At 60.9% G+C, this 20,095-nt stretch carries 19 protein-coding genes; 9 read left to right on the forward strand and 10 right to left on the reverse strand.

What is annotated here, in order from left to right:
- The 3 genes from PAF12_RS14965 to PAF12_RS14975 all read right to left on the reverse strand — a co-directional run bounded on the left by PAF12_RS14965 (position 1) and on the right by PAF12_RS14975 (position 2,635).
- Positions 1 to 1,317 carry an aspartate aminotransferase family protein gene (locus PAF12_RS14965; protein ID WP_271107804.1) on the reverse strand — a complete coding sequence of 439 codons (1,317 nt, stop codon included), beginning with the start codon at positions 1,315 to 1,317 and terminating at the stop codon, positions 1 to 3.
- 229 nt (positions 1,318 to 1,546) lie between these two features.
- A complete protein-coding gene (locus PAF12_RS14970) occupies positions 1,547 to 2,332 on the reverse strand; it encodes a pyrroline-5-carboxylate reductase (protein WP_271107805.1) in 786 nt (261 codons plus the stop codon).
- 87 nt (positions 2,333 to 2,419) lie between these two features.
- On the reverse strand, positions 2,420 to 2,635 hold the full coding sequence (locus PAF12_RS14975; protein ID WP_271107806.1) for a hypothetical protein: 216 nt from the start codon (positions 2,633 to 2,635) through the stop codon (positions 2,420 to 2,422).
- Between the two features lie 347 nt (positions 2,636 to 2,982).
- Here PAF12_RS14975 and PAF12_RS14980 point away from each other — a divergent pair, with 347 nt between their 5' ends.
- Genes PAF12_RS14980 through PAF12_RS14990 form a run of 3 tightly spaced genes read left to right on the forward strand, consistent with a single transcriptional unit; the run spans position 2,983 to position 5,155 of the window.
- A complete protein-coding gene (locus PAF12_RS14980) occupies positions 2,983 to 3,741 on the forward strand; it encodes an amino acid ABC transporter substrate-binding protein (RefSeq protein ID WP_271107807.1) in 759 nt (252 codons plus the stop codon).
- 8 nt (positions 3,742 to 3,749) lie between these two features.
- Positions 3,750 to 4,424, forward strand: coding sequence for an amino acid ABC transporter permease (locus PAF12_RS14985; RefSeq protein ID WP_271107808.1), 675 nt, complete (start codon positions 3,750 to 3,752; stop codon positions 4,422 to 4,424).
- A complete protein-coding gene (locus tag PAF12_RS14990; RefSeq protein ID WP_271107809.1) occupies positions 4,421 to 5,155 on the forward strand; it encodes an amino acid ABC transporter ATP-binding protein in 735 nt (244 codons plus the stop codon). The genes PAF12_RS14985 and PAF12_RS14990 overlap by 4 nt, the downstream gene beginning before the upstream one ends.
- 29 nt (positions 5,156 to 5,184) lie before the next feature.
- Here PAF12_RS14990 and PAF12_RS14995 read toward each other — a convergent pair whose 3' ends face one another.
- The gene (locus PAF12_RS14995) at positions 5,185 to 6,594 is read right to left on the reverse strand and encodes a hypothetical protein (RefSeq protein ID WP_271107810.1); all 1,410 of its coding nucleotides are present in this window, start codon (positions 6,592 to 6,594) and stop codon (positions 5,185 to 5,187) included.
- Positions 6,595 to 6,758: 164 nt separating this feature from the next.
- On the opposite strand from PAF12_RS14995, the gene PAF12_RS15000 reads away from it, so the two are divergent.
- Both PAF12_RS15000 and PAF12_RS15005 read left to right on the forward strand, forming a co-directional pair.
- Positions 6,759 to 7,733: a TAXI family TRAP transporter solute-binding subunit gene (locus PAF12_RS15000; RefSeq protein WP_271107811.1), complete on the forward strand. Its 975-nt coding sequence runs from the start codon at positions 6,759 to 6,761 to the stop codon at positions 7,731 to 7,733.
- 147 nt (positions 7,734 to 7,880) lie between these two features.
- The gene (locus PAF12_RS15005; RefSeq protein WP_271107812.1) at positions 7,881 to 10,067 is read left to right on the forward strand and encodes a TRAP transporter permease; all 2,187 of its coding nucleotides are present in this window, start codon (positions 7,881 to 7,883) and stop codon (positions 10,065 to 10,067) included.
- A gap of 49 nt (positions 10,068 to 10,116) precedes the next feature.
- On the opposite strand, the gene tdh is transcribed toward PAF12_RS15005, so the two are convergent.
- Both tdh and PAF12_RS15015 read right to left on the reverse strand, forming a co-directional pair.
- Positions 10,117 to 11,142, reverse strand: a complete 1,026-nt coding sequence (gene tdh, locus PAF12_RS15010) for an L-threonine 3-dehydrogenase (RefSeq protein WP_368045173.1) — start codon at positions 11,140 to 11,142, stop codon at positions 10,117 to 10,119.
- An 8-nt stretch (positions 11,143 to 11,150) separates the two neighbouring features.
- The gene (locus PAF12_RS15015; RefSeq protein WP_271107814.1) at positions 11,151 to 12,335 is read right to left on the reverse strand and encodes a glycine C-acetyltransferase; all 1,185 of its coding nucleotides are present in this window, start codon (positions 12,333 to 12,335) and stop codon (positions 11,151 to 11,153) included.
- Between the two features lie 254 nt (positions 12,336 to 12,589).
- On the opposite strand from PAF12_RS15015, the gene maiA reads away from it, so the two are divergent.
- From maiA to PAF12_RS15030, 3 genes are all read left to right on the forward strand, one after another.
- On the forward strand, positions 12,590 to 13,234 hold the full coding sequence (maiA, locus tag PAF12_RS15020; RefSeq protein WP_271107815.1) for a maleylacetoacetate isomerase: 645 nt from the start codon (positions 12,590 to 12,592) through the stop codon (positions 13,232 to 13,234).
- 78 nt (positions 13,235 to 13,312) lie between these two features.
- A complete protein-coding gene (locus PAF12_RS15025; protein ID WP_271107816.1) occupies positions 13,313 to 14,044 on the forward strand; it encodes a sulfite exporter TauE/SafE family protein in 732 nt (243 codons plus the stop codon).
- A gap of 97 nt (positions 14,045 to 14,141) precedes the next feature.
- Complete coding sequence (locus tag PAF12_RS15030; protein WP_271107817.1) at positions 14,142 to 14,264, forward strand: hypothetical protein; 123 nt, start codon at positions 14,142 to 14,144, stop codon at positions 14,262 to 14,264.
- Between the two features lie 401 nt (positions 14,265 to 14,665).
- Here the strand turns inward: PAF12_RS15030 and PAF12_RS15035 are convergent, their stop codons facing one another.
- The 4 genes from PAF12_RS15035 to ilvA all read right to left on the reverse strand — a co-directional run bounded on the left by PAF12_RS15035 (position 14,666) and on the right by ilvA (position 18,568).
- Complete coding sequence (locus tag PAF12_RS15035; protein ID WP_271107818.1) at positions 14,666 to 14,896, reverse strand: hypothetical protein; 231 nt, start codon at positions 14,894 to 14,896, stop codon at positions 14,666 to 14,668.
- A 12-nt stretch (positions 14,897 to 14,908) separates the two neighbouring features.
- The gene (locus PAF12_RS15040) at positions 14,909 to 15,757 is read right to left on the reverse strand and encodes a hypothetical protein (protein WP_271107819.1); all 849 of its coding nucleotides are present in this window, start codon (positions 15,755 to 15,757) and stop codon (positions 14,909 to 14,911) included.
- Positions 15,758 to 16,021: 264 nt separating this feature from the next.
- A complete protein-coding gene (locus tag PAF12_RS15045; RefSeq protein WP_271107821.1) occupies positions 16,022 to 17,242 on the reverse strand; it encodes an argininosuccinate synthase in 1,221 nt (406 codons plus the stop codon).
- A gap of 75 nt (positions 17,243 to 17,317) precedes the next feature.
- Positions 17,318 to 18,568 (reverse strand): threonine ammonia-lyase IlvA, encoded by a 1,251-nt coding sequence (gene ilvA, locus PAF12_RS15050; protein ID WP_271107823.1) that lies wholly within the window; start codon positions 18,566 to 18,568, stop codon positions 17,318 to 17,320.
- A gap of 180 nt (positions 18,569 to 18,748) precedes the next feature.
- On the opposite strand from ilvA, the gene PAF12_RS15055 reads away from it, so the two are divergent.
- Positions 18,749 to 19,624, forward strand: a complete 876-nt coding sequence (locus tag PAF12_RS15055; protein ID WP_271107824.1) for a hypothetical protein — start codon at positions 18,749 to 18,751, stop codon at positions 19,622 to 19,624.
- The last annotated feature ends 471 nt before the right edge of the window (positions 19,625 to 20,095 follow it).

Genomic DNA, 20,095 nt, shown 5'->3' on the forward strand with positions numbered 1-20,095 from the left:
TCAGGCCAGTTCGACCAGTGTTTTGCGCAGCGTTGAGATAAGCTCGTCAATCTGCGCCTCACTGATGATCAGCGGCGGAGACATGGCGATAATGTCGCCCGTGGTGCGGATCAGGATGCCCTTCTCATAGGCGCGCAGGAAAGCGTTGAAGGCGCGCTTCGTGGGTTGGCCTTGGATCGGCTCCAACTCGACCGCGCCGATCAGCCCCTCATTGCGGATGTCGATCACATGCGGGGCGTCACGCAGGGAATGCAAGGCTTCCTGCCAGTGCGGGGCAAGTTCCGCCGCGCGCTCGAACAGCCCTTCCTCCTTGTAGGTGTCCAGCGTCGCGATCCCGGCGGCAGAGGCGATCGGGTTGCCCGAATAGGTGTAGCCGTGAAACAGCTCGATCAGATGTTCCGGGCCGCTCATGAACGCATCATGCACAGCGGCAGAGGTGAAAACCGCGCCCATCGGAATGACCCCGTTGGTCAGCCCCTTGGCCGTGGTCATCAGATCCGGCGTGACGCCGTAATGCTGCGCCGCAAAGGCCGAACCGAGGCGTCCGAAGCCGGTGATCACCTCGTCGAAGATCAGCAGGATGCCGTGTTTCGCCGTGATCTCCCGCAGTTTTTGCAGGTAGCCTTTGGGGGGCAGCAGGACGCCGGTCGATCCGGCCATCGGCTCCACGATCACGGCGGCAATGGTTTCCGCGCCGTGCAGGGCAACGATCCGTTCCAACTCATCGGCCAGATGTGCGCCGTGTTCGGGCTGGCCCTTGGTGAACTTGTTGTCGGTCAGATGGGTGTGGGGCAGGTGGTCCACGCCGGTCAGAAGCGTGCCGAAGGCCTTGCGGTTGTTCACGATCCCGCCGACCGAGATGCCGCCGAAATTCACCCCGTGATAGCCTCTCTCGCGACCGATCAGACGGGTGCGCTGCCCCTCTCCCCGTGCCTGATGGTAAGCGAGCGCGATTTTCAGGGCGGTCTCGACGGATTCCGATCCCGAGTTGGTGTAGAACACATGGTCGAGCCCGTCCGGCGCGATATCGACCAGCCGGTTTGCCAGTTCAAAGGCCAGCGGATGACCCATCTGGAAGGCCGGCGCATAGTCCAGCTCCGCCGCCTGTTTCTGGATCGCCTCGGTGATCTTCGGACGGCAATGCCCGGCATTGCAGCACCACAGCCCCGCCGTGCCGTCCAGCACCTGACGCCCGTCGGCGGTCGTGTAATGCATGTCCTTCGATGCCACGAACATGCGCGGATCCTGCTTGAACTGCCGGTTCGCCGTGAACGGCATCCAGAAAGCGTTCAGATCGTTCGGGGTGTGTTTGTTCATCGGTCGTCCTTTCTCGTCAGCAAACGGCCTGCGCGGCAATGCCTGAGCCGCCAGGCCACAGATAAATCCGGCCTTGTCCGAGGCTGGGATGGCAATAAATGCCGCGATATCCTCAGCTACGCCGATATGGCCATAGGGAACCAGTGTTTCGTCGCCGTCAAGCCTGCTTCAGGGCCGCGGGAGATGGCGGCTTCGTTCAGGCATTCGCGACATGAGTCGTTCAGTCGTGTTACCGCTCAGCACTGCGCGCATCCGTGATGCGCCTGAACACCTTGTTAAAGGCGGTTTTGAGCGCTGCGGGCCCGCCTTCGGAGGTGAACACGCTGACGATCTGTTCGTTCAGCCCGCCTGTGGTGGAATGCTCTTTCCGTAAGGTCGGAAAATCCGCATCGGCATGCTGCTCCGCCGTGCGTCCGAGTTCGAGGAAAATCTTGCCGAGATAGACACGGGCATCCGCTTCGCTGACACCCTTCGCCGTCAGCCACTCACTGCCGGTTGTCAGAATGTCGAAATAGAGTCCCATAACGGCACTCGCCGTCGCGTAGGAGTCGAACTCGTCAGGCGTTGTCGCGGTGACAACAGGGCCCAACTCACCAAACAGCGCCCGCAAATCGTCGTCATCCGGAAACAGCACGGTCGCGCCCTGCTGGTTCGCAACGGCGGGCAGAGGGACCGCGCGCGGGATGGGTTTCGACGTCTCCGTCCATTCCTGCACCTTGTCGCTGGTCACCATCGCGATCAGGCTGGCGATCTTCTGGTCGTCGCGGAACTGCAGGCTGCGGATCACCTCTTCAGCGACCTGCGGAAGGATCGCGAGGAAAACCAGATCGGCCTGATCGACAACCTCTTGATTGCTTTCCGCGACGCTGACCCTCGCATGCTCCGCCGCAAGTCGCGCTGAAACCTGAGCGTTTCGCGGCGACAATATCACGGCATCCACCGGATATTCCGACTGCATCAGGCCGGTGACGATTGCTTTGGTGATATCTCCGGTGCCGATAAATCCGATTTTCACGATCTACCCTCCCCCTATGTCTGAACTCGTAAGACCAAGCGTGATCGGATCGCCCGGGTCAAGGCCGATCTGGATCATTGCGGAAATTCAGTGGTGTCCTGCTTTTTCTATCAGCAGATCAGTGACGGGCATATCAATCGCGCCGATGACCTTGACGATGAGCAGCAAGTGTTTCTGGAGGCTGCTCGGCCTTGAACCGCCGGAACTGACGACGAACGAATGAGACGAAGCCAAAGAGGAGCGGACCGTGCCGCCGCGCCATGACGCTTTGCGGGCATTCGGGCAGGTTGTTTGGGGAAGCATCGACGAATATGCGGCGCGTTATCTGTGGCTTTTGTTTGATGATGCGGACGATGGTCGGGCGGCAAACCGCGCCGGACAGGGTTGGCAGGGGCTGTGATCGGGTGTCGCAGTGGCTGACATCACAACGAAATCATATCCGCTATGTGGGCGTTTCACGCCAGTTGTCCGGGAAGAGTTCCCTGTAAATCACCTGCCTGGATGAAAAAATCCTAACGTAACAGCGATCGTCTAGCGGTAATTTCGAACCGGACCTCTTGTCGCGAGTGAATCGTCCTGAAATTCTCGTCACATTGAAATAGTGGTCGGAAAAACGCAGTTGTGGCCAAAGACAACTCAGGAGAACGAAGATGCTCAGAACGACCGCACTCACGGCAGTAATCGCAGCGGCCCTCGCCGGTTCGGTGACCGCTCAGGAAAATGACACGCTGGTGGTCGGCATGTCCGGCGGGTATTTCCCCTTTACCTTCGTCAACCAGAACGAGCTTCAGGGCTTTGAGGTCGATGTCATGAACGCCGTCGGCGAAGAGGCCGGGCTGGATATCGAGTTCGAAACCATGTCCTTCTCGGGCCTTGTCGGTGCGCTTGAAACCGGGCGGATCGATACTATTGCCAACCAGATCACCATCACGCCGGAGCGCGAGGCGAAATTTGCTTTCACCCAGCCCTATGTGATCGACGGTGCGCAAGTCGTCACCCGCGAAGGCAATGATGAGGTCGCCGGAGTCGAATCGCTGCGTGGCAAGACCGTCGCCGTCAATCTCGGCTCTAATTTCGAGCAATTGCTGCGTGAGCTGCCATTCGCGGACGAAATCGACATCCGCACCTATGAGTCGAATATCGAGCAGGACACTGCACTTGGCCGCGTTGATGCCTTCGTCATGGATCGCGTGTCCTCGGCGCAGGTCATCAAGGAAAGCCCGCTGCCGCTGCAACTTGCCGGTGCGCCGTTCTCGGAGATCCGCAATGCGCTGCCGTTCCGCAATGACGAGGACGGTCAGGCCATGCGCGACCGCGTCGATGCTGCGCTGACGGCGCTTCGCGAAGACGGCACGCTGACCGAAATCTCGGAGAAGTGGTTCGACAGCGACATCACCACGGCGGAGTAAACTGAACGATGCGGGCACTCGACCTCGACTATATGCTGGGGCTGGTGCCCGTTATCCTGAGCTATGTGCCGCTGACGCTGTTCATGGCGGTTGTTGCCATGATTCTGGCGCTGATCCTTGCTTCGTTTCTGGCGATAGAGCGGGTGTTTCCGGTGCCCGTGCTGGATTGGCTGGTGATGCTGTTCATCAGCTTCTTCCGGGGCACGCCGCTGCTGGTGCAGCTGTTCCTGTTCTATTACGGCCTGCCGCAGGTCATGTCGTTCCTGACCCAGATCAACGGGGTGACGGCGGCGATCATGGGGCTGACGCTGCATTTCTCGGCTTACATGGCCGAGAGCATCCGCGCTGCGATCACCGGCGTCGACCGCAGTCAGTGGGAGGCGGCGCGGTCCATCGGCATGACCCAATGGCAGATGATGCGGCGGATCATCCTGCCGCAGGCGGCCCGGGTCGCCGCCCCGACGCTGGTGAATTATTTCATCGACATGATCAAAAGCACCTCGCTTGCCTTCACCCTCGGTGTGACCGAAATGATGGGCGCGGCGCAGAAAGAGGCGGCAGGCAGCTTCCTCTATTTCGAAGCGTTTCTTGTCGTCGCGGTCATCTATTGGATCATCGTCGAGTTGCTCAGCCAGGGGCAGAAGCGGCTGGAAACCTATCTGAACAGGGCTTACGCAAGATGATCGACGTCAAGGGACTGACCAAGAGCTTCGACGGAACGCCGGTTCTGCACGACATCGACCTGCGGATCGAGCAGGGGGAGCGTGTCGTCGTGATCGGCCCGTCAGGCACCGGCAAATCCACATTGCTGCGCTGCCTGAACTTTCTTGACCGCCCACAGGCGGGGCGCATCACGATTGGTGAGTTGACCGTCGATGCGGCAAAGGCGAGCCGTGCGGATATCCTCGCCCTGCGGCGCAGAACGGCGTTTGTGTTTCAGAACTACGCGCTGTTCGGCAACAAGACCGCGAAAGAGAATATCATGGAAGCGCTGGTCACGGTTCAGGGCCAGCCCCGTGCGCAGGCGGAGCGCCGCGCGCTGGACGTGCTGGCGGAAACTGGGCTCGCCGATAAAGCCGACGGCTATCCCGCGGCACTTTCGGGCGGTCAGCAGCAGCGGGTCGGGATCGGTCGCGCGATGGCGCTTGACGCCGATCTGATGCTGTTTGATGAGCCGACCTCGGCCCTTGACCCGGAATGGGTGGGCGAGGTGCTGGATCTCATGCGCCGCGTGGCGGAGCGACGGCAGACCATGCTGATCGTGACCCATGAAATGCAGTTCGCGCGCGAGATCGCGGACCGGGTCCTGTTCATGGAGGGAGGCGGCATCGTCGAAAGCGGCCCGCCGGAGCAGATATTCAGTGCGCCGCGTGATGACAGGTTGAAGAAATTCCTGCGCCGCGTCGGTGGCTGAGAAGGGCCGGACGCCAATGCCGCGCTCGGTCAGTCCGATGACGCGGCGCCGGCATTCTTTGTCACCCCTTCGAGCTTGTCGGAAAGCCCCTTCGCGAGGCTCCAATCGCCCTTTTGGGTAAAGAACGGACGCATATCCGTCACGACGCTGCCGCTGTCCTTCAGGTCGGCCCAGGCGCTGAACAGCGCGCTTTGATCCAGATACCACAGCGGATCCAGCCCGCTGGCGAAGCCTTGCAGAATATACTGCCTGACATAAGCGGCGAAGGCGGTGCCCTTTTCACAGGCGCGCAGGCTTACATTCCCAGCCGACACCATTTCGGTCGGCAGGCGCAGACCGAGATTTCTTTCGACAAAGGAATGCAGGATTACCGGATGGGTGATCGCGTCACCGGCCCGTGGATAAACCTCGCCATCGACATCCGAGACCCGGACGGCGTCGTAATGGCCAAGAAAATGCTCGAGATGGATATAGCGCGCGACGGCGTAATAGGCGCGCTTGCGCAGCGCATCGTCGCTGGCGCGCACCACGGTATTGCCACCAAACCTCTCGGTGCTGAACCCGCATTCCTCCGGCATGGCAGCTGCGTCGGGCGTGAAACCTATGCAGTGAAAATGCACCCCGACAGAGCTGCTTGCCCGAAACGCCGTCTGTTGAAACCGCATCGCGAACAGATCGAAATAGCTCTTGTCGACGGAGACGAGCAGGACCACCCGCTTGCTGCTTCGCCTTATCAGGTCGATGCCCCCGGAAAGGGCAGGAGCGGCGTCTGGCTGAAAATCAAAAACGGTTCTCAGGCCCGACAGCGCAAAATGCGGTCTGTACTGCAAAACGCTCTGCTGGATCAGTCCGCGTCCCCGATCAATCTCCCCATCGAGAAAGGCGATGCAGGCCTCATGAACGCGCCGCTGTCCCTGACCGATAACCGGCTTCCAGCTTTCCGTCGCGTCGACCAGCCCCGCCAGATCCGCTTTGCCTTTCTGGCGCAAGCGATGCGCCGACAAAAACGCCAGATCGCCCATCATCGCGGCCTGTGCCGCATCGCCCCGCAGCATGGTCGCGAAATCGCTGTCGATCAGAATAGCGGCCAGTGAGGACCAGTCCTTCTCCGAAAACAGGAACAGGCAGTATTCGAACAGATCCCGCTTGTTGCCGCGAAAATCGTCTGAAGAGACATTTTTCAGCAGAAATCTCCGCGCGGCCAGTTCCACCCGCCCCGACCGGACGCCGCGCGCATATAAGTGAAGCGCATGTTCAGGGGAGGAAAACTGGCGCGCGACATTGCTTTCGGTCACACCGTCCAGCGCCGCGTCGTAAGCGGTCGCGCCGGCCGGATTTCGATAATGTTTCCAACCCAGATAGCGGGCGTGAAAGCTTTCCAACGCTGAACCGACATGCACCATTCCGACCTTTACAAGCTGCGCGATCCTTCCTGTCAAGCACAAGTCCGGAACCGCTTCCCGGGCCGATCTTCCGACAGGATAACTGCGTCTTAGCGTCCTACCCGTTTCGGACCGCTTGCGGCGAATAAAACTTGCGGGCATGTTGGTTATTATGATCGCAGACAAAAGAGCTGCGGAAAAACACAACCGGGAGGAATTCGATGCAACTACATCGCATAGCCGTCGCTGCCGTATCCGCCATGATGATCGTCCAGCCTGCATTGGCGCAGGAAGATCGTGAAGGCTGGCCCACCAGCATGACCGTCGGCACTGCCAGCCAGGGCGGCACATATTTCATCTACGGCACCGGCCTTGCAGCCATGATCAGCCAGAACCTCGGCGTGAACGCCTCGGCGGAAGTCACCGGCGGCCCGGTGCAGAACGCCACGCTGGTACAGACCGGCGACCACCAGATCGGGCTGGTCACGATGGGTCCGGCCTATGAAGCGTGGACCGGCAAAAGCGAACTCGCCCCGGGGGTGGAGCATACCAAGCTGCGCGCCCTGTTCCCGATGTATCAGACCCCGTTCGAGGCTGTGGCGCTGACCTCCACCGGGATTGACGATGTCAGCAAGATCGACGGCAAGCGCGTCTCGGTCGGCCCGGCTGGCGGCACCGCCGCGACCTACTGGCCGCGTTTTTACGAGGTGCTCGGGGTTAACGCCAATATCAGCTATGCCGGGGCCAGCGACTCGACCGGGCAGGTCAAGGACGGGCTGATCGACGCATTCTCCTTCGCAGCGGGCGTGCCGATCTCGGCCTTCTCGCAGATCGCGGCTGAGAACGACGTGAACATCTTCGGCTTTACCGAAGAGCAGCGGAACCAGATCCTCGAAGCCATGCCGGAAGTTGCCGCTTACGACATCCCGGAAGACATGTATCCGGGCGTGCCGGCGCATGGCACCGTGGCAATGTGGAACTTCGCGACCGCGTCGGAGGACATGCCCGAAAGCCTCGCCTATGAAATCACCAAGATGGTGATGGAAAATAACGAAGGCATGATGCAGATCCACGCAGCGGCGAAGGAAACCCTGCCGGAGAACGCGGATAAGAACACCTTCCTGCCGTATCATCCGGGCGCGGTTCGCTACTTCGACGAAGCGGGTATCGAAATCCCCGAGGAACTGCGCGGATAAAACAGCGCCACGCACTGCCACGCGGGGCCGGGATGTCCTGCGGATAGTGTGAACCCATGAGTCATGCGAAGCGCGCGGTATTCGCGCGCTTCGCCACAAGGTCCGGACCGCTGGTTCCGGCGTGACCTTCAGATACCGGAGCAGCAGATGTCCGACAGCAACCCGTCACAGCGCGCCGACGAAGATCAGAACAGCCCCGTTATTGCGCAAGGTGTGGATGACGAGCCCCTGATGGGCACGCAGCGCGACCTGACCGGCAGGCTCGGCCTGATTTTCACGGCGCTTTGTATCGCCTATACGATGTTTCACCTGCTGGTGATGAACCTGTTTCCGCTTGAAACATGGGCCTATCGCCTGATCCATATCACCGGCGGTCTGGTCATCGGGTTTCTGGGATATTCCGCCCTCAGCCAGTCGGACGAGCCGCAAGGGCACAGGACCGCCGTTCAGGCCCGCAGCATGCCCGAAAAGGCGCTGCTCACCGTGGCTCTGGTCGGGACGGCTTACGCTTTTGCAATGGTCGCCATCGCCTGGCTAGGGAAATGGTTTTTGGGCGCGGCGAACCCGCCCGGTTTCGTGTTCAGCAGCTTCGGCATCCCGCTGCTGGTCGGAACCATTGCCGCGGTCGTCGCCGGGTGGCTCTATTCCAACCGCGACCGCAGCCATGTCTATGAAGGTGACTGGCTGCTCGCCATCGCCTCGGTCGCGGTGCTGGGATATATCCTGTTCGTCGTCGGTGCATTGCGTCTGCGCGCGGGCACGGCGATGGCGCAACCGGCGGATATGTACGCGGCGGCAGCGGGCGTGATCCTGATCCTCGAACTGACGCGGCGCCTGACCGGGCTGGTGCTGGTGGTGATCGTCAGCGTCTTTATCGCCTATTCCTTCCTTGGCCCGTTCCTGCCGGGCTTCCTGAACCATCGCGGCTACGACGCCGCGCGCTTCTTCACCTATATCTTCACCGATCAGGGGATCCTTGGGGCGCCAATCGCGGTCTCCTCGACCTATATCATCCTGTTCATCGTTTTCGCCGCGTTCCTGCAAGCGTCGAAAGTCGGGGATTACTTCGTCAACTTCGCCTTCGCCGCTGCCGGTCAGGCGCGTGGCGGCCCGGCCAAGGTGGCGGTGTTCGCGTCCGGCCTGATGGGCATGATCAACGGCACCTCCGCGGGCAACGTGGTTTCAACCGGCTCGCTGACCATTCCGCTGATGCGCCGCGTCGGCTACCCCGCCCAGTCCGCCGCCGCGATCGAGGCGACCGCATCCTCCGGCGGCCAGATCCTGCCGCCGATCATGGGCGCGGGCGCCTTCATCATGGCCGAGGTCACCGGCATTCCCTATACGGAGATTGTTGTCGCCGCGATCATTCCGGCGATCCTCTATTTCATATCCGTCTATTTCATGGTCGATCTTCAGGCCCTGAAGCTGAACATGAAGGGATTGCCGCGCAAGGAACTGCCGAAATTCGCGGTTCTGGTGCGGCAGGTTTATCTGTTCCTTCCGATCATCATCCTGATCTACACGCTGTTCGCCGGTTATTCGGTTATCCGCGCCGGTACGCTCGCCATGGTCTCGGCAGCGGTTGTGAGCTGGCTGACGCCGCACAAGATGGGCCCGCGCCAGATCCTGCACGCGCTTGATCTGGGCGCGCGCATGTCGATCCAGATGGTCGCGGTCTGTGCCGCCGCCGGGATCATCGTCGGGGTGATCGCGCTGACCGGGGTCGGTGCGCGCTTCTCCACCCTGCTGCTGACCATTGCGGATCAGAGCCAGCTTCTCGCGCTGTTCTTCGCCATGTGTATCTCCGTCCTGCTCGGCATGGGGATGCCCACAACGGCGGCCTATGCCGTGGCGGCAGCCGTGGTTGCGCCGGGCCTCATCTCGCTTGGCATCCCGGTGCTGGTCGCGCATTTCTTCGTGTTCTACTACGCGGTCATGTCGGCCATCACGCCGCCCGTGGCGCTCGCTGCCTATGCCGGGGCCGGGTTGTCGGGATCGGACCCGATGAAAACCTCGTTCGAGGCCTTCCGCCTCGGCCTTGCCGCCTTCATTGTGCCGTTCATGTTCTTCTCATCGCATGAGTTGCTGATGCAGGGCGCTTGGCTGGACATCCTGCATGTGTTCATCTCCGCCATGCTGGGCATGTTCCTGCTGTCCGCGTCGGTGATCGGCTATTTCTTCGGACGGCTGAATATCGTGCTTCGCATCATCCTGCTCGCCGCCGCGCTCGCCATGGTGGATGGCGGCTGGCTGACCGATGGGATCGGGCTGGCCGTCGCTGCCGCAGTCTACGCGATGCAGCGCATGGGCGGGCAGGGCCGCGCGGCGGCCTGATCTCAACCGGACCCGCCCGCGTCTTCTCGCGGGCGGTCCGTCCCGAACGCTAACCCCAATCCAGCACCACTTTCCCCGCCTCGCCCGTGCGCATCGCGGCAAAGCCTTTGGCAAACTCGTCAATCGGCAGGCGATGCGTGATCAGCGGCGTCAGGTCGAGCCCGGATTGCACGAAGGCAATCATCTTGTACCAGCTCTCATACATCTCGCGGCCGTAAATCCCCTTGAGATGCAGCATCTTGAAGATGACCTTGTTCCAGTCGATCTCGAACCCGGCGGGCGCGATACCGAGAATGGCGATCTTGCCGCCATTATTCATCGACTCGATCATCTGCCGGAAGGCCGGGGCCGCGCCCGACATCTCCAGCCCGACATCGAACCCCTCCGTCATGCCCAGGCGGGTCATGACATCGCGCAGATCCTCGCTGGTCACATCGACCGCATTTTCCAGCCCCAGCTTGCGAGCCAGCGCCAGCCGGTTGGGGTTGATGTCGGTGATGACCACCTTCCGCGCCCCGGCCCGCTGCGCCACCAGCCCGCCCATGATCCCGATGGGACCGGCACCCGTGACCAGCACATCCTCGCCCACACAGTCGAAGCTCAGCGCCGTGTGAACCGCATTGCCGAACGGGTCGAAGATCGCCGCGATCTCGTCGGGCACATCGTCCGGGATCACCACGACATTGCTCTCCGGCAGGCACAGATATTCCGCAAACGACCCCGCCCGCTGTACGCCGACGCCGAGCGTGTTGCGGCACAGATGCCCCCGCCCCGCGCGGCAATTCCGGCAGAAGCCGCAGGTGATATGCCCCTCGCCCGAGACGCGCTGTCCGGCCCGGAACCGGGTCACGGCGCTGCCCGTATCAGCGATTACGCCGCAGAACTCATGCCCCGTGACAAGCGGCACCGGAACCGAGCGCGAAGCCCATTCGTCCCAGTTCCAGATATGCACATCCGTCCCGCAGATGGCGCTTTTTCGGATGTGGATCAGCACCTCGTTCGGTCCCGGCTCCGGCACGGGCACCTGTTCCATCCACAGCCCTGCTTCGGGCCGCGATTTGACCAGGGCTTTCATCATATTGCTCATGCGATCACCTTCAATTCGCGGCCCGTCTCGATAAAGGCGGCGATGCAGGCGGACAGATCTGCCTCGCTATGGGCCGCCGACATCTGGGTGCGGATGCGCGCCTGCCCGCGCGGCACCACGGGGAAGGAGAACGCGGTCACATAAACCCCCCGTTCCATCATCCGCGCGGCGAAATCCGACGCCAGATGCGCGTCCCCCAGCATCACCGGGATGATCGGATGGCCCGCACCAGCCAGCGTGAACCCGGCCGCCTCCATCTCCCGCCGGAACCGTGCGGCATTGCCGTCCAGTCTTGCCCGCAGATCCTCGCCCGCCTCGATCAGGTCAAGCGCCGTCAGCGAGGCGGCGGCGATCACCGGGGCCAGCGTGTTGGAAAACAGATAGGGCCGCGACCGCTGCCGCAGCATCTCCACCAGCGGGCCGGGTCCGGCGACATAGCCGCCCGATGCCCCGCCAAGCGCCTTGCCAAGCGTCCCGGTCAGCACGCCGACCCGATCCGCCACGCCATGCAGCGCCGGTGTCCCGCGTCCTCCCGGCCCGGTCAGCCCGACCGCATGGCTGTCATCGACGACGACCGTCGCGTCATACCGTTCGGCCAGATCACAGATCGCAGGCAGATCGGCGATCACCCCGTCCATGGAGAACACGCCATCCGTCACGATCACCCGGTTCCGCGACCCTGCTGCGGCCTTCAGGCAGGCTTCAAGCTCGCCCATATCGTTATTCGCGTAACGATGCCGCTCTGCCTTGCACAGCCGCACCCCGTCGATGATCGAAGCATGGTTGAGCGCGTCCGAGATGATCGCATCCTCCGCGCCCAGAATGGTCTCGAAAAGCCCGGTATTCGCATCGAAGCAGGAGGAGAACAGGATCGCGTCCTCCGTCCCCAAAAAACCGGCGATGCGTGCCTCAAGCTGTTTATGCTCCTCCTGCGTGCCGCAGATGAACCGGACCGAGGCCATGCCATAGCCGTAACGGTCCAGCGCACCCCGCCCCGCTGCAATCAGGTCGGGATGGTTCGCGAGGCCGAGATAGTTATTGGCGCAGAAATTCAGCACCGCCTGCCCCGATGCGACGTCGATGCGTCCGGCCTGCATGGAGGTGATGACACGTTCCCGCTTGAACAACCCGTCATCGCGGATCTGGTCAAGCTCTGCGGACAGGCGGTCAATCAGGCTCATATTGTCTCCCCGTTATCTGCGCGCCGCACCCGGCTTCGCGTCTGGCAGGATCATGAACGATCCCGAGCGGTTACGCCAGATGCGGTCAGCACGACGTTTACGGTGAAGCCATCTGGCCGGTGCTGGCCGCGTATTGTTGGGGGCATTGGTGCGGCGTTGTTGCGCACGCCCGCAGTTCTGCATATGGTTGAATTTGCAACCATGCGCGGGAGGTAAGTTATGAACCAATCAGGAAGACCATCCGGGGGAAGGCTGTGGCGTTGAAGTTCTATGGCTATTTCCGTTCCTCTGCCGCCTATCGCTGCCGGATCGCGTTCAACCTGAAATCCGTGCAACCCGAAGTCTTGCCCGTCAATCTCCGCGCGGGTGAGCAACAGGCCGACGCCTTCACCGCGATAAACCCGCAGGGTCTGGTTCCGGCACTGGATACCGGCACGGAGGTTCTGTCCCAGTCCCTCGCAATCATCGAGTGGCTGGAGGAGGTCCATCCGCAGCCCCCCTTGCTCCCCGCCGATCCGGTCGCCCGCGCCCAAGTCCGCGCTTTCGCACAGATCATCGCCTGCGATATTCATCCGCTGCAAAACCTGCGGGTGCTCAACCACCTCAAAGCGAGATTTGGGCTGGACCAAACCGGCGCGCAAGACTGGTGCCGTCATTGGATCGCTGAAGGCCTTTCCGCCTGCGAAACTGTCGCTGCCGCACAGACCCATGCGGGTGCGTTCACCTTCGGCACCAGTCCCGGCCTCGCCGATATATGTCTCATCCCGCAGCTTTTCTCCGCCGACCGCTTCGGGGTGGAGATAACCGCCTTCCCACGCCTTCAGGACATCCGCGCCGCCTGCGACGCCCTGCCAGCCTTCGCCGCCGCCCATCCCAGCCAGCAGCCCGACGCGATCTGAGCACGCGCCCGTATTGCCAAGGGTCCGAACTGCCCGCTATGTCTCCTTGCGTAACGGGTGCCGGGTTGGACAGGCGACATGACGGAATTCATCATAACAATGCTCGCCTTCATGGCCGGGGGAATTCTAAAGGGCGCCATCGGCGCCGGTGCGCCGGTGTTGGTGGTGCCGGTTATGTCGATTTATTTTGGCGTTCCTTATGCCGTGGCCGCGTTCACGCTGCCTGCTATAGCTTCAAATATATGGCAGGGCTGGCATTACCGGCACTCGCTTGAGGACGCGGGATTCCTGTGGCGACTGACGCTTGGGGCCGGGATCGGGGCGTTTTTGGGCACGGTTTTGCTGGCCAATCTGCCCGGAGAGCTGTTGTCGCTGGTCGTGGGTGTTCTGGCGCTGTGCTATGTCGGGTTCAAGCTGTTCAAACCGGGCTGGTCGCTGCCCTATGAGACCGCGCGGCGGCTGGCGGCGCCGGCGGGGTTTACGGCGGGAGTGCTTCAGGGCGCGGCGGGGATTTCGGCACCGGTTTCGGTGACCTTCATGCATGCGGCTAATCTTGGGCGGCTGCGGTTCATCGCGTCGATTTCGATCTTTTTCCTTGGAATGTCGTGCGTTCAGTTGCCATCCCAGATCGGGCTGGGGGTGATGGACCGGCAGATATTCCTGTTCAGCCTTATGGGCTGCGTGCCGCTGTTTCTTGGCATGCCGATTGGCGCGTGGCTGGTCAAACGCTTCGGGGTGAAGCTGTTCGACCGGCTGATCATGACGCTGCTGGTGGTGATCTCCGTCACGCTGATCGCGGAGGCGTTTTGAACGGCATCCATAAGACGCAGCTTATGGGAAGCCGGCCGCACAGCGCGTACACCGGGCGTACACAGGCTGTACACAGGGCGTACACCGGCCCCGCAACATGGCGGTCGTGGACCCGGCTGACGGGGTGGATGACGGCGGCGGAGGCACGGAGAGGGGGGCCGCCAGACCTGCCCCGGCGGCAGGGCTTCGGCGCAGCGCGGGCAGTGAGGCGATCCGCTGAAACAGCGCGGCCCGGATCACGCCGCCCCCGGAGAGCGGCAGAGGGCAGCGGGCGACCGCGGGCGTGCGCTGCCTTGGGTGGTGGCCGGGCGGTTTATGGTGCCGTATCGCTGTGCGGCTGGTCGGTGTGGACCGGCGACGAAGCGAACGCCCGTGCGGGCGGTCGTCCTCTGCCCGGCGGCGCTAAAGCGCCTTGTTCCGGGCGGGTAGTGAAGCAGAAGGGCCTGAGCGAGCGCTCGTTCTATGGCAAATCGCGGTCGCTCAGCGTCCCCTGCCCCACGTCCAATCCCGGCCAACATCTGCAGTGCTGAGCAAGTAAACACTCAGCGTAGAGACTGTAGGATTTCAAACTTAGTCCCGTGGCGACGTCGGCTTGGTTGAGCGTAACACTCTGTATACGCTTCAAGCGGAAAGGAGAGAGTTGCCTTTCCTATATGATTTGAAACGATAAATATTGTACAGTTCGCCCAGTTTTTCTGCCGCCTCTTCTGCTGTCAGTTTGCCTTCCGCGTGCGCCATTCGAATGCGCTTCGCTTCCAGCATAATAGAATGCAACTTAGTGGAAGCTGGTCCACCTTTGTCTGAGGCGACAGAAAAACGACCGTTTACTGTATTTTTTTTCACTAGTGGCATTTCTTCGACCTCTCAACACTGCTCTTGGACATGGTCAATCAGTGGCTCACATGTAACCACCAGTTGCTTGGCCCGGTTCCTATAAAATGCGTAGGGTCTGGCGCAGTCTATAGAAATGAAGCCTTTTATCTTTTGTGTCCGACTTGACGTAATCGGAATCAGAAGTAGTGAACGGTAGTTCCTCGACGATTGCGTAGGACTGAACATTGCCTCCTGTCCAAAGTCCTTCAGATCATTAACCACACGCGCGCCAGGACCAGACTGACAAGCAATATGCCCTAAAACCCTGTTCAAATTCCTAACAGGGCGTCCAATCGGTCTTTCGTTACCGGGGTTGCGGTGCTTGATCTTCATCCTCGTCGCACCTCCTCCGTCGTACAGAGCAAGGCTAACAGAAATTTCGCCTCTTGGCGACCGGGTAACGGTACGCGCGTAACCTTCGATGACGCCCAACGTAGCCGTGATGGAGGCATCGCGCGTGTTCGCTGGTGTTGCCGAAGATTTGACGGAAGTTATCAGGTCCCCAATACGGACCCAGGTCTCTGCCGAGGCAGCATCAACTACACTGCTCTTGCGCTTTAGCCACTGTTCAAGAAGTGAATTTATCGTGAACAGACAGAAAATCACGGTAGAGGCGACCACCGCTTCCACCAGCGTGATCTTCTTAAAAACGAAGTGTGTGATCGCCGGGCCCGAAGCTGACATGGCCAACCTAGTGAGCCAGCTCAGCAGTCTGCCGATACTAAAGTCCCGCAATAGGGTATTGTGGCGGAAAAAAACCAAGCCGTTCCATATCTTTCCGAAGAGGCTCGGCTCGTCTTCTCGTAGCCAGAGATTGACCCTATTTTCGAACTTACTCAATTTGAACCACGCCCTTGGAATACATGACAGCGTATAGGTAGAGATCTTGAATAGGGACAATTAATATCTATGCGGATCGACCTAGAAGAGCCTCGGCTCTACAAGCAGCAGACTTTGGCCCAAGGCGCGGCTAATTTTTCCTCACCGACCGACGGGCGTGCTCAAGAAAAGGTTCTTCTACGGAGTCATTGAATGGCTGCTGTCACCACCAAGTGAGGTAGCCAAGCCGCGTAGCCGCACGTCGGCTTTGCCCAACCCATCACCTCAAACCCGCCCATTCCTCGCCGCCAGCAGCTTCAACCGCAGCGCGTTCAACCGAATAAACCCGGCCGCGTCCTTCTGGTCATAGGCGCCGGCGTCGTCCTCGAAGGTCACATGGGCCTCGGAATACAGCGAATGGTCGGACCAGCGGCCGACGGTGTGCACGGAGCCCTTGTAGAGTTTCAGCCGCACCGTGCCGGTGACGTGTTCCTGTGATTTGTCGATGGCGGCTTGCAGCATTTCGCGCTCGGGCGAGAACCAGAAGCCGTTATAGATCAGCTCGGCATAGCGGGGCATGAGGCTGTCTTTCAGGTGGCCTGCGCCCGCGTCCAGCGTGATCTGTTCGATGCCGCGATGGGCCTCCAGCAGGATGGTGCCGCCGGGGGTTTCGTAGATGCCGCGGGATTTCATGCCGACGAAGCGGTTTTCGACGAAATCGAGGCGGCCGATGCCGTGTTTGCGGCCAAGTTCGTTCAGGGCGGTCAGGATGGTGGCCGGCGACATCGCCTCGCCGTTGATGGCGGTGGCGTCGCCCTTTTCGAAGGTGATTTCGATATGTTCGGGGGTGTCCGGCGCGTCCTCGGGGTTGACGGTGCGCTGATAGACGTAATCGGGGGCCTCGACGGCGGGGTCTTCGAGCGCCTTGCCCTCGGAGGAGGTGTGGAGCAGGTTGGCGTCGACGCTGAACGGGGCCTCGCCGCGCTTGTCCTTGGCAATCGGGATCTGGTGCTGTTCGGCGAATTCGATCAGCTTGGTGCGGCTGGAGAGGTTCCATTCGCGCCACGGCGCGATGACGCGGATATTGGGATCGAGCGCGTAGGCGGAGAGCTCGAAGCGGACCTGATCGTTGCCCTTGCCGGTGGCGCCGTGGGCGATGGCGTCGGCGCCGTGTTCATGGGCGATCTCGACCAGGCGCTTGGAGATCAGCGGGCGCGCGATGGAGGTGCCCAGCAGGTAAAGGCCTTCATAGACGGCGTTGGCGCGGAACATCGGGAAGACGAAATCGCGGGTGAATTCCTCGCGCAGGTCGTCGATATGGATATTCTCGGGGCGGATGCCCAGCAGTTCGGCCTTTGCGCGCGCCGGTTCGAGTTCCTCGCCCTGACCGAGATCGGCGGTGAAGGTGATGACCTCGCAGCCATATTCGGTCTGGAGCCATTTGAGGATGATCGAGGTGTCGAGGCCCCCGGAATAGGCCAGAACGACTTTTTTCGGCGCGGTCATGGGCGAGTCCTTTCTGATGTCGCACCGGATTATGCGGTTTTGGCTGGTCTCACAAGTGGGGGTGCCGGGAAACGGTCAGATCAGGAACTGGGCGAGCAGGTCGTCATTGGTGATGTCCTGATAGGTGAAGCCGGCGGCGTCGAGCTTGGCGGTGAGCGTGGTGAGGTTCGCCGGGTCGGAGGTTTCGATGCCGATCAGGACGGAGCCGAAATTGCGGGCCGATTTCTTGAGATATTCGAAACGCGCGATGTCGTCATCGGGACCGAGCATTTCGAGGAAATCGCGCAGCGCGCCGGGGCGTTGTGGCAGGCGGAGGATGTAGTATTTCTTGACGCCGCTGTAACGCTGGGCGCGTTCTTTCACCTCGGGCAGGCGTTCGAAATCGAAATTGCCGCCGGAGACGATGCAGACGACGCGCTTGCCGGTCAGTTGCCCGGTGGCATGGAGGTCTTGCAACACGTCGATGGACAGCGCGCCTGCGGGTTCCAGCACCACGCCTTCGACGTTCAGCATGTCGAGCATGGTGATGCACAGCCTGTCCTCCGGCGCGGTCAGCACCTGATCGGCGGAAAAGCCGCGCAGCCGTGCAAACGGCAGATCCCCGATCCGGGCCACGGCCGCGCCGTCGACGAAGCTGTCGACCTTGGGCAGCGTCACCTGCACCCCGGCGGCGAGCGACTGCTTCAGGCTGGACCCGCCTTGCGGCTCGGCGAAGATGAATTCCGTCCCGGGCGCGGCGCTGGCCATGTAACCCGTCATCCCCGCCGATAATCCGCCACCGCCGACCGGCAGAATGACGAGATCGGGCGGGGCGGGAAGCTGGGTCAGGATTTCACGGGCGACGGTCGCCTGCCCCTCGATCACGTCGGCGGCGTCGAAGGGCGACAGGAAGGCGGCGCTGTTTTCGGCCGCGAATTGCTGCGAGGCGGCGAGCGTCTGGTCGAAATAATCCCCGGTCAGCACGATCTCGACACTGTCGCCGCCGAAGATGCGGGTCTTGGCAATCTTCTGCTGCGGCGTCGTGACCGGCATGAAGATGGTGCCGCGCGCGCCGAAATGGCGGCAGGCAAAAGCCATGCCCTGCGCATGGTTCCCGGCAGAGGCGCAGACGAAATGTCGCGTGCTGCCCGCGTCGATGGCCTTGCGCATGGCATTGAACGCGCCCCGCAGCTTGTAGCTGCGCACGGGTGTGAGGTCTTCACGCTTCAGCCAGATCTCCGTGCCGTAGCGGGCCGAGAGATGGTCGTTCAGTTGCAGCGGCGTCTCCGGAAAGAGATCGCGGAGGGCGGTTTCGGCGGCGGTAACGGCGTTGGTGAAGTCGGACATGCGGGCACCTTTGAAAAGCGCCGGAAGGGTTCGCATGGTGGGGGGCGGAGGTCAATGTGGGGGGTGAAGCTGATATCAAGTGTATTAGATCACATGTCCCATTGGGTTGTTCTGGAATGGAGACCGTGACACCCTGATACACTGGGAAGTTGGCTCGCAACCTAAAAAGAGACTTGAAGCGTGGAAAATGATAGAGAATGCCTTGAGTGTCGAAATAAAATCGACCTTCAAGCGAAAATCTGCATTGAATGTGGATCATATCAGGATTTGCGTCGCCACATTAAGACATGGACTCCTGCTCTTGGTTTTATCCTCGCTTTCATTGCTTTCCTGTTCTCTATTTTTCCACAAATCAGAAGTGCATTCTTTCCGTCCCCGCCCAAAATTAGTGTAAGTCTGAGTTCGGTTTCTGAGCGGAGTGTGACGTTCTATGTTTCTAATTTGGGTGAGAGGCGGCTTATGATCGACCCCCTGTTAAAGTGTGTTGCAGCCGATCAAATTGACGAAAGAGTGGTCGACTATGAAGAGCCGTTTCGCGTTTTGCACACAACTGTTGAAGGCCAGTTGGACCGGCCCATAACGGTTTCTGAACTTGGGGGAAGTGAACTTGCGACTTTTGATATCCCGGCGGGTACCGATGGAACTTGGCTAGAAAGCAAACCTGTGTTTCTGTCCCCTGAAGATGAACGAGTCAGCGGCATAAGCCGCGGATTCTCAAACGGAATGAGGCATACATGGTTTGAAGCCGATCGCTCGTCGAAAATCCCCACTTACCATATTGTTGGCGAAGATGGCCTTATATCTCTTCAGCCGGTATCAGAGATTGCAACTTTTTGTCAATTGAACGCGCTTGATCCGGCTTCGGGAATGGAGGTCAGCGAAGGTATCGCAATTTGGCAAGTCGGCAACGATATATGGCAAGGTGGACAGGCAAGTAAACTCTACAATGTCACTGGAAGCTTGATATACATAGGGGGCCCAGGAGGACTAAGCGAAACGGACCCAAACCTTTGTGGGTCAGAGTTTCCACCTTGGGGTTGTGTTACGGCCAACTGACTCTTTTTTTGGATCCTACAATTCAGATGTTCATGTAACTTGCAGCATTGGTTACACTAGATTCAAAGCTGACATCCCCTCCCACACCAGCCCGGAATCGCGCCGCGTAGCGGCCCGGGCCAGCGGCCTGCCGTCCCGGCGGCTGGCCGCTTTGGTGCCGTTCCGCGCCGGACAGCGGTTCGATGTGGCTGCGCCATAAACTGCCCAGCACAAACGCTGGTGCGGCCATCCACGGCAGGCCGCTGGCCCCGTGTTGCGAGGGAATGAGCCTCGGCGTTTGTATGGTCGCGTCCTGCGATAGCTCGGCCCGGAACAAGGGGCGCAGCCCCGCCGGGCAAGCGCCTGCCCGCCCGGACGGGCTGGCGCTTTGGTGACGATGGTCTTGCTGCTCCGCGAAAAGATGTGGGCTGCGCAATAAACCGCGCCGCCCGACCGAAAGCTGCGCCATCCCGCGGGCAGGCGCTTGCCCTC

Origin of the sequence: Paracoccus sp. SCSIO 75233 (assembly GCF_027912675.1) — a bacterium.
In the GTDB taxonomy this organism is placed as follows: domain Bacteria; phylum Pseudomonadota; class Alphaproteobacteria; order Rhodobacterales; family Rhodobacteraceae; genus Paracoccus.

What these genes read in the sequence shown, in the direction of transcription:
- PAF12_RS14980 (WP_271107807.1), top strand. Translation starts at nt 2,983, where the DNA reads ATGCTCAGAACGACCGCACTCACGGCAGTAATCGCAGCGGCCCTCGCC.
- PAF12_RS15000 (WP_271107811.1), top strand. Translation starts at nt 6,759, where the DNA reads ATGCAACTACATCGCATAGCCGTCGCTGCCGTATCCGCCATGATGATC.
- PAF12_RS15005 (WP_271107812.1), top strand. Translation starts at nt 7,881, where the DNA reads ATGTCCGACAGCAACCCGTCACAGCGCGCCGACGAAGATCAGAACAGC.
- PAF12_RS14975 (WP_271107806.1), bottom strand. Translation starts at nt 2,635, where the DNA reads ATGCTTCCCCAAACAACCTGCCCGAATGCCCGCAAAGCGTCATGGCGC.
- tdh (WP_368045173.1), bottom strand. Translation starts at nt 11,142, where the DNA reads ATGAAAGCCCTGGTCAAATCGCGGCCCGAAGCAGGGCTGTGGATGGAA.
- PAF12_RS14985 (WP_271107808.1), top strand. Translation starts at nt 3,750, where the DNA reads ATGCGGGCACTCGACCTCGACTATATGCTGGGGCTGGTGCCCGTTATC.
- PAF12_RS15035 (WP_271107818.1), bottom strand. Translation starts at nt 14,896, where the DNA reads ATGCCACTAGTGAAAAAAAATACAGTAAACGGTCGTTTTTCTGTCGCC.
- PAF12_RS14965 (WP_271107804.1), bottom strand. Translation starts at nt 1,317, where the DNA reads ATGAACAAACACACCCCGAACGATCTGAACGCTTTCTGGATGCCGTTC.
- ilvA (WP_271107823.1), bottom strand. Translation starts at nt 18,568, where the DNA reads ATGTCCGACTTCACCAACGCCGTTACCGCCGCCGAAACCGCCCTCCGC.
- PAF12_RS15045 (WP_271107821.1), bottom strand. Translation starts at nt 17,242, where the DNA reads ATGACCGCGCCGAAAAAAGTCGTTCTGGCCTATTCCGGGGGCCTCGAC.
- PAF12_RS15030 (WP_271107817.1), top strand. Translation starts at nt 14,142, where the DNA reads ATGGCGGTCGTGGACCCGGCTGACGGGGTGGATGACGGCGGCGGAGGC.
- PAF12_RS15015 (WP_271107814.1), bottom strand. Translation starts at nt 12,335, where the DNA reads ATGAGCCTGATTGACCGCCTGTCCGCAGAGCTTGACCAGATCCGCGAT.
- PAF12_RS15025 (WP_271107816.1), top strand. Translation starts at nt 13,313, where the DNA reads ATGACGGAATTCATCATAACAATGCTCGCCTTCATGGCCGGGGGAATT.
- PAF12_RS14990 (WP_271107809.1), top strand. Translation starts at nt 4,421, where the DNA reads ATGATCGACGTCAAGGGACTGACCAAGAGCTTCGACGGAACGCCGGTT.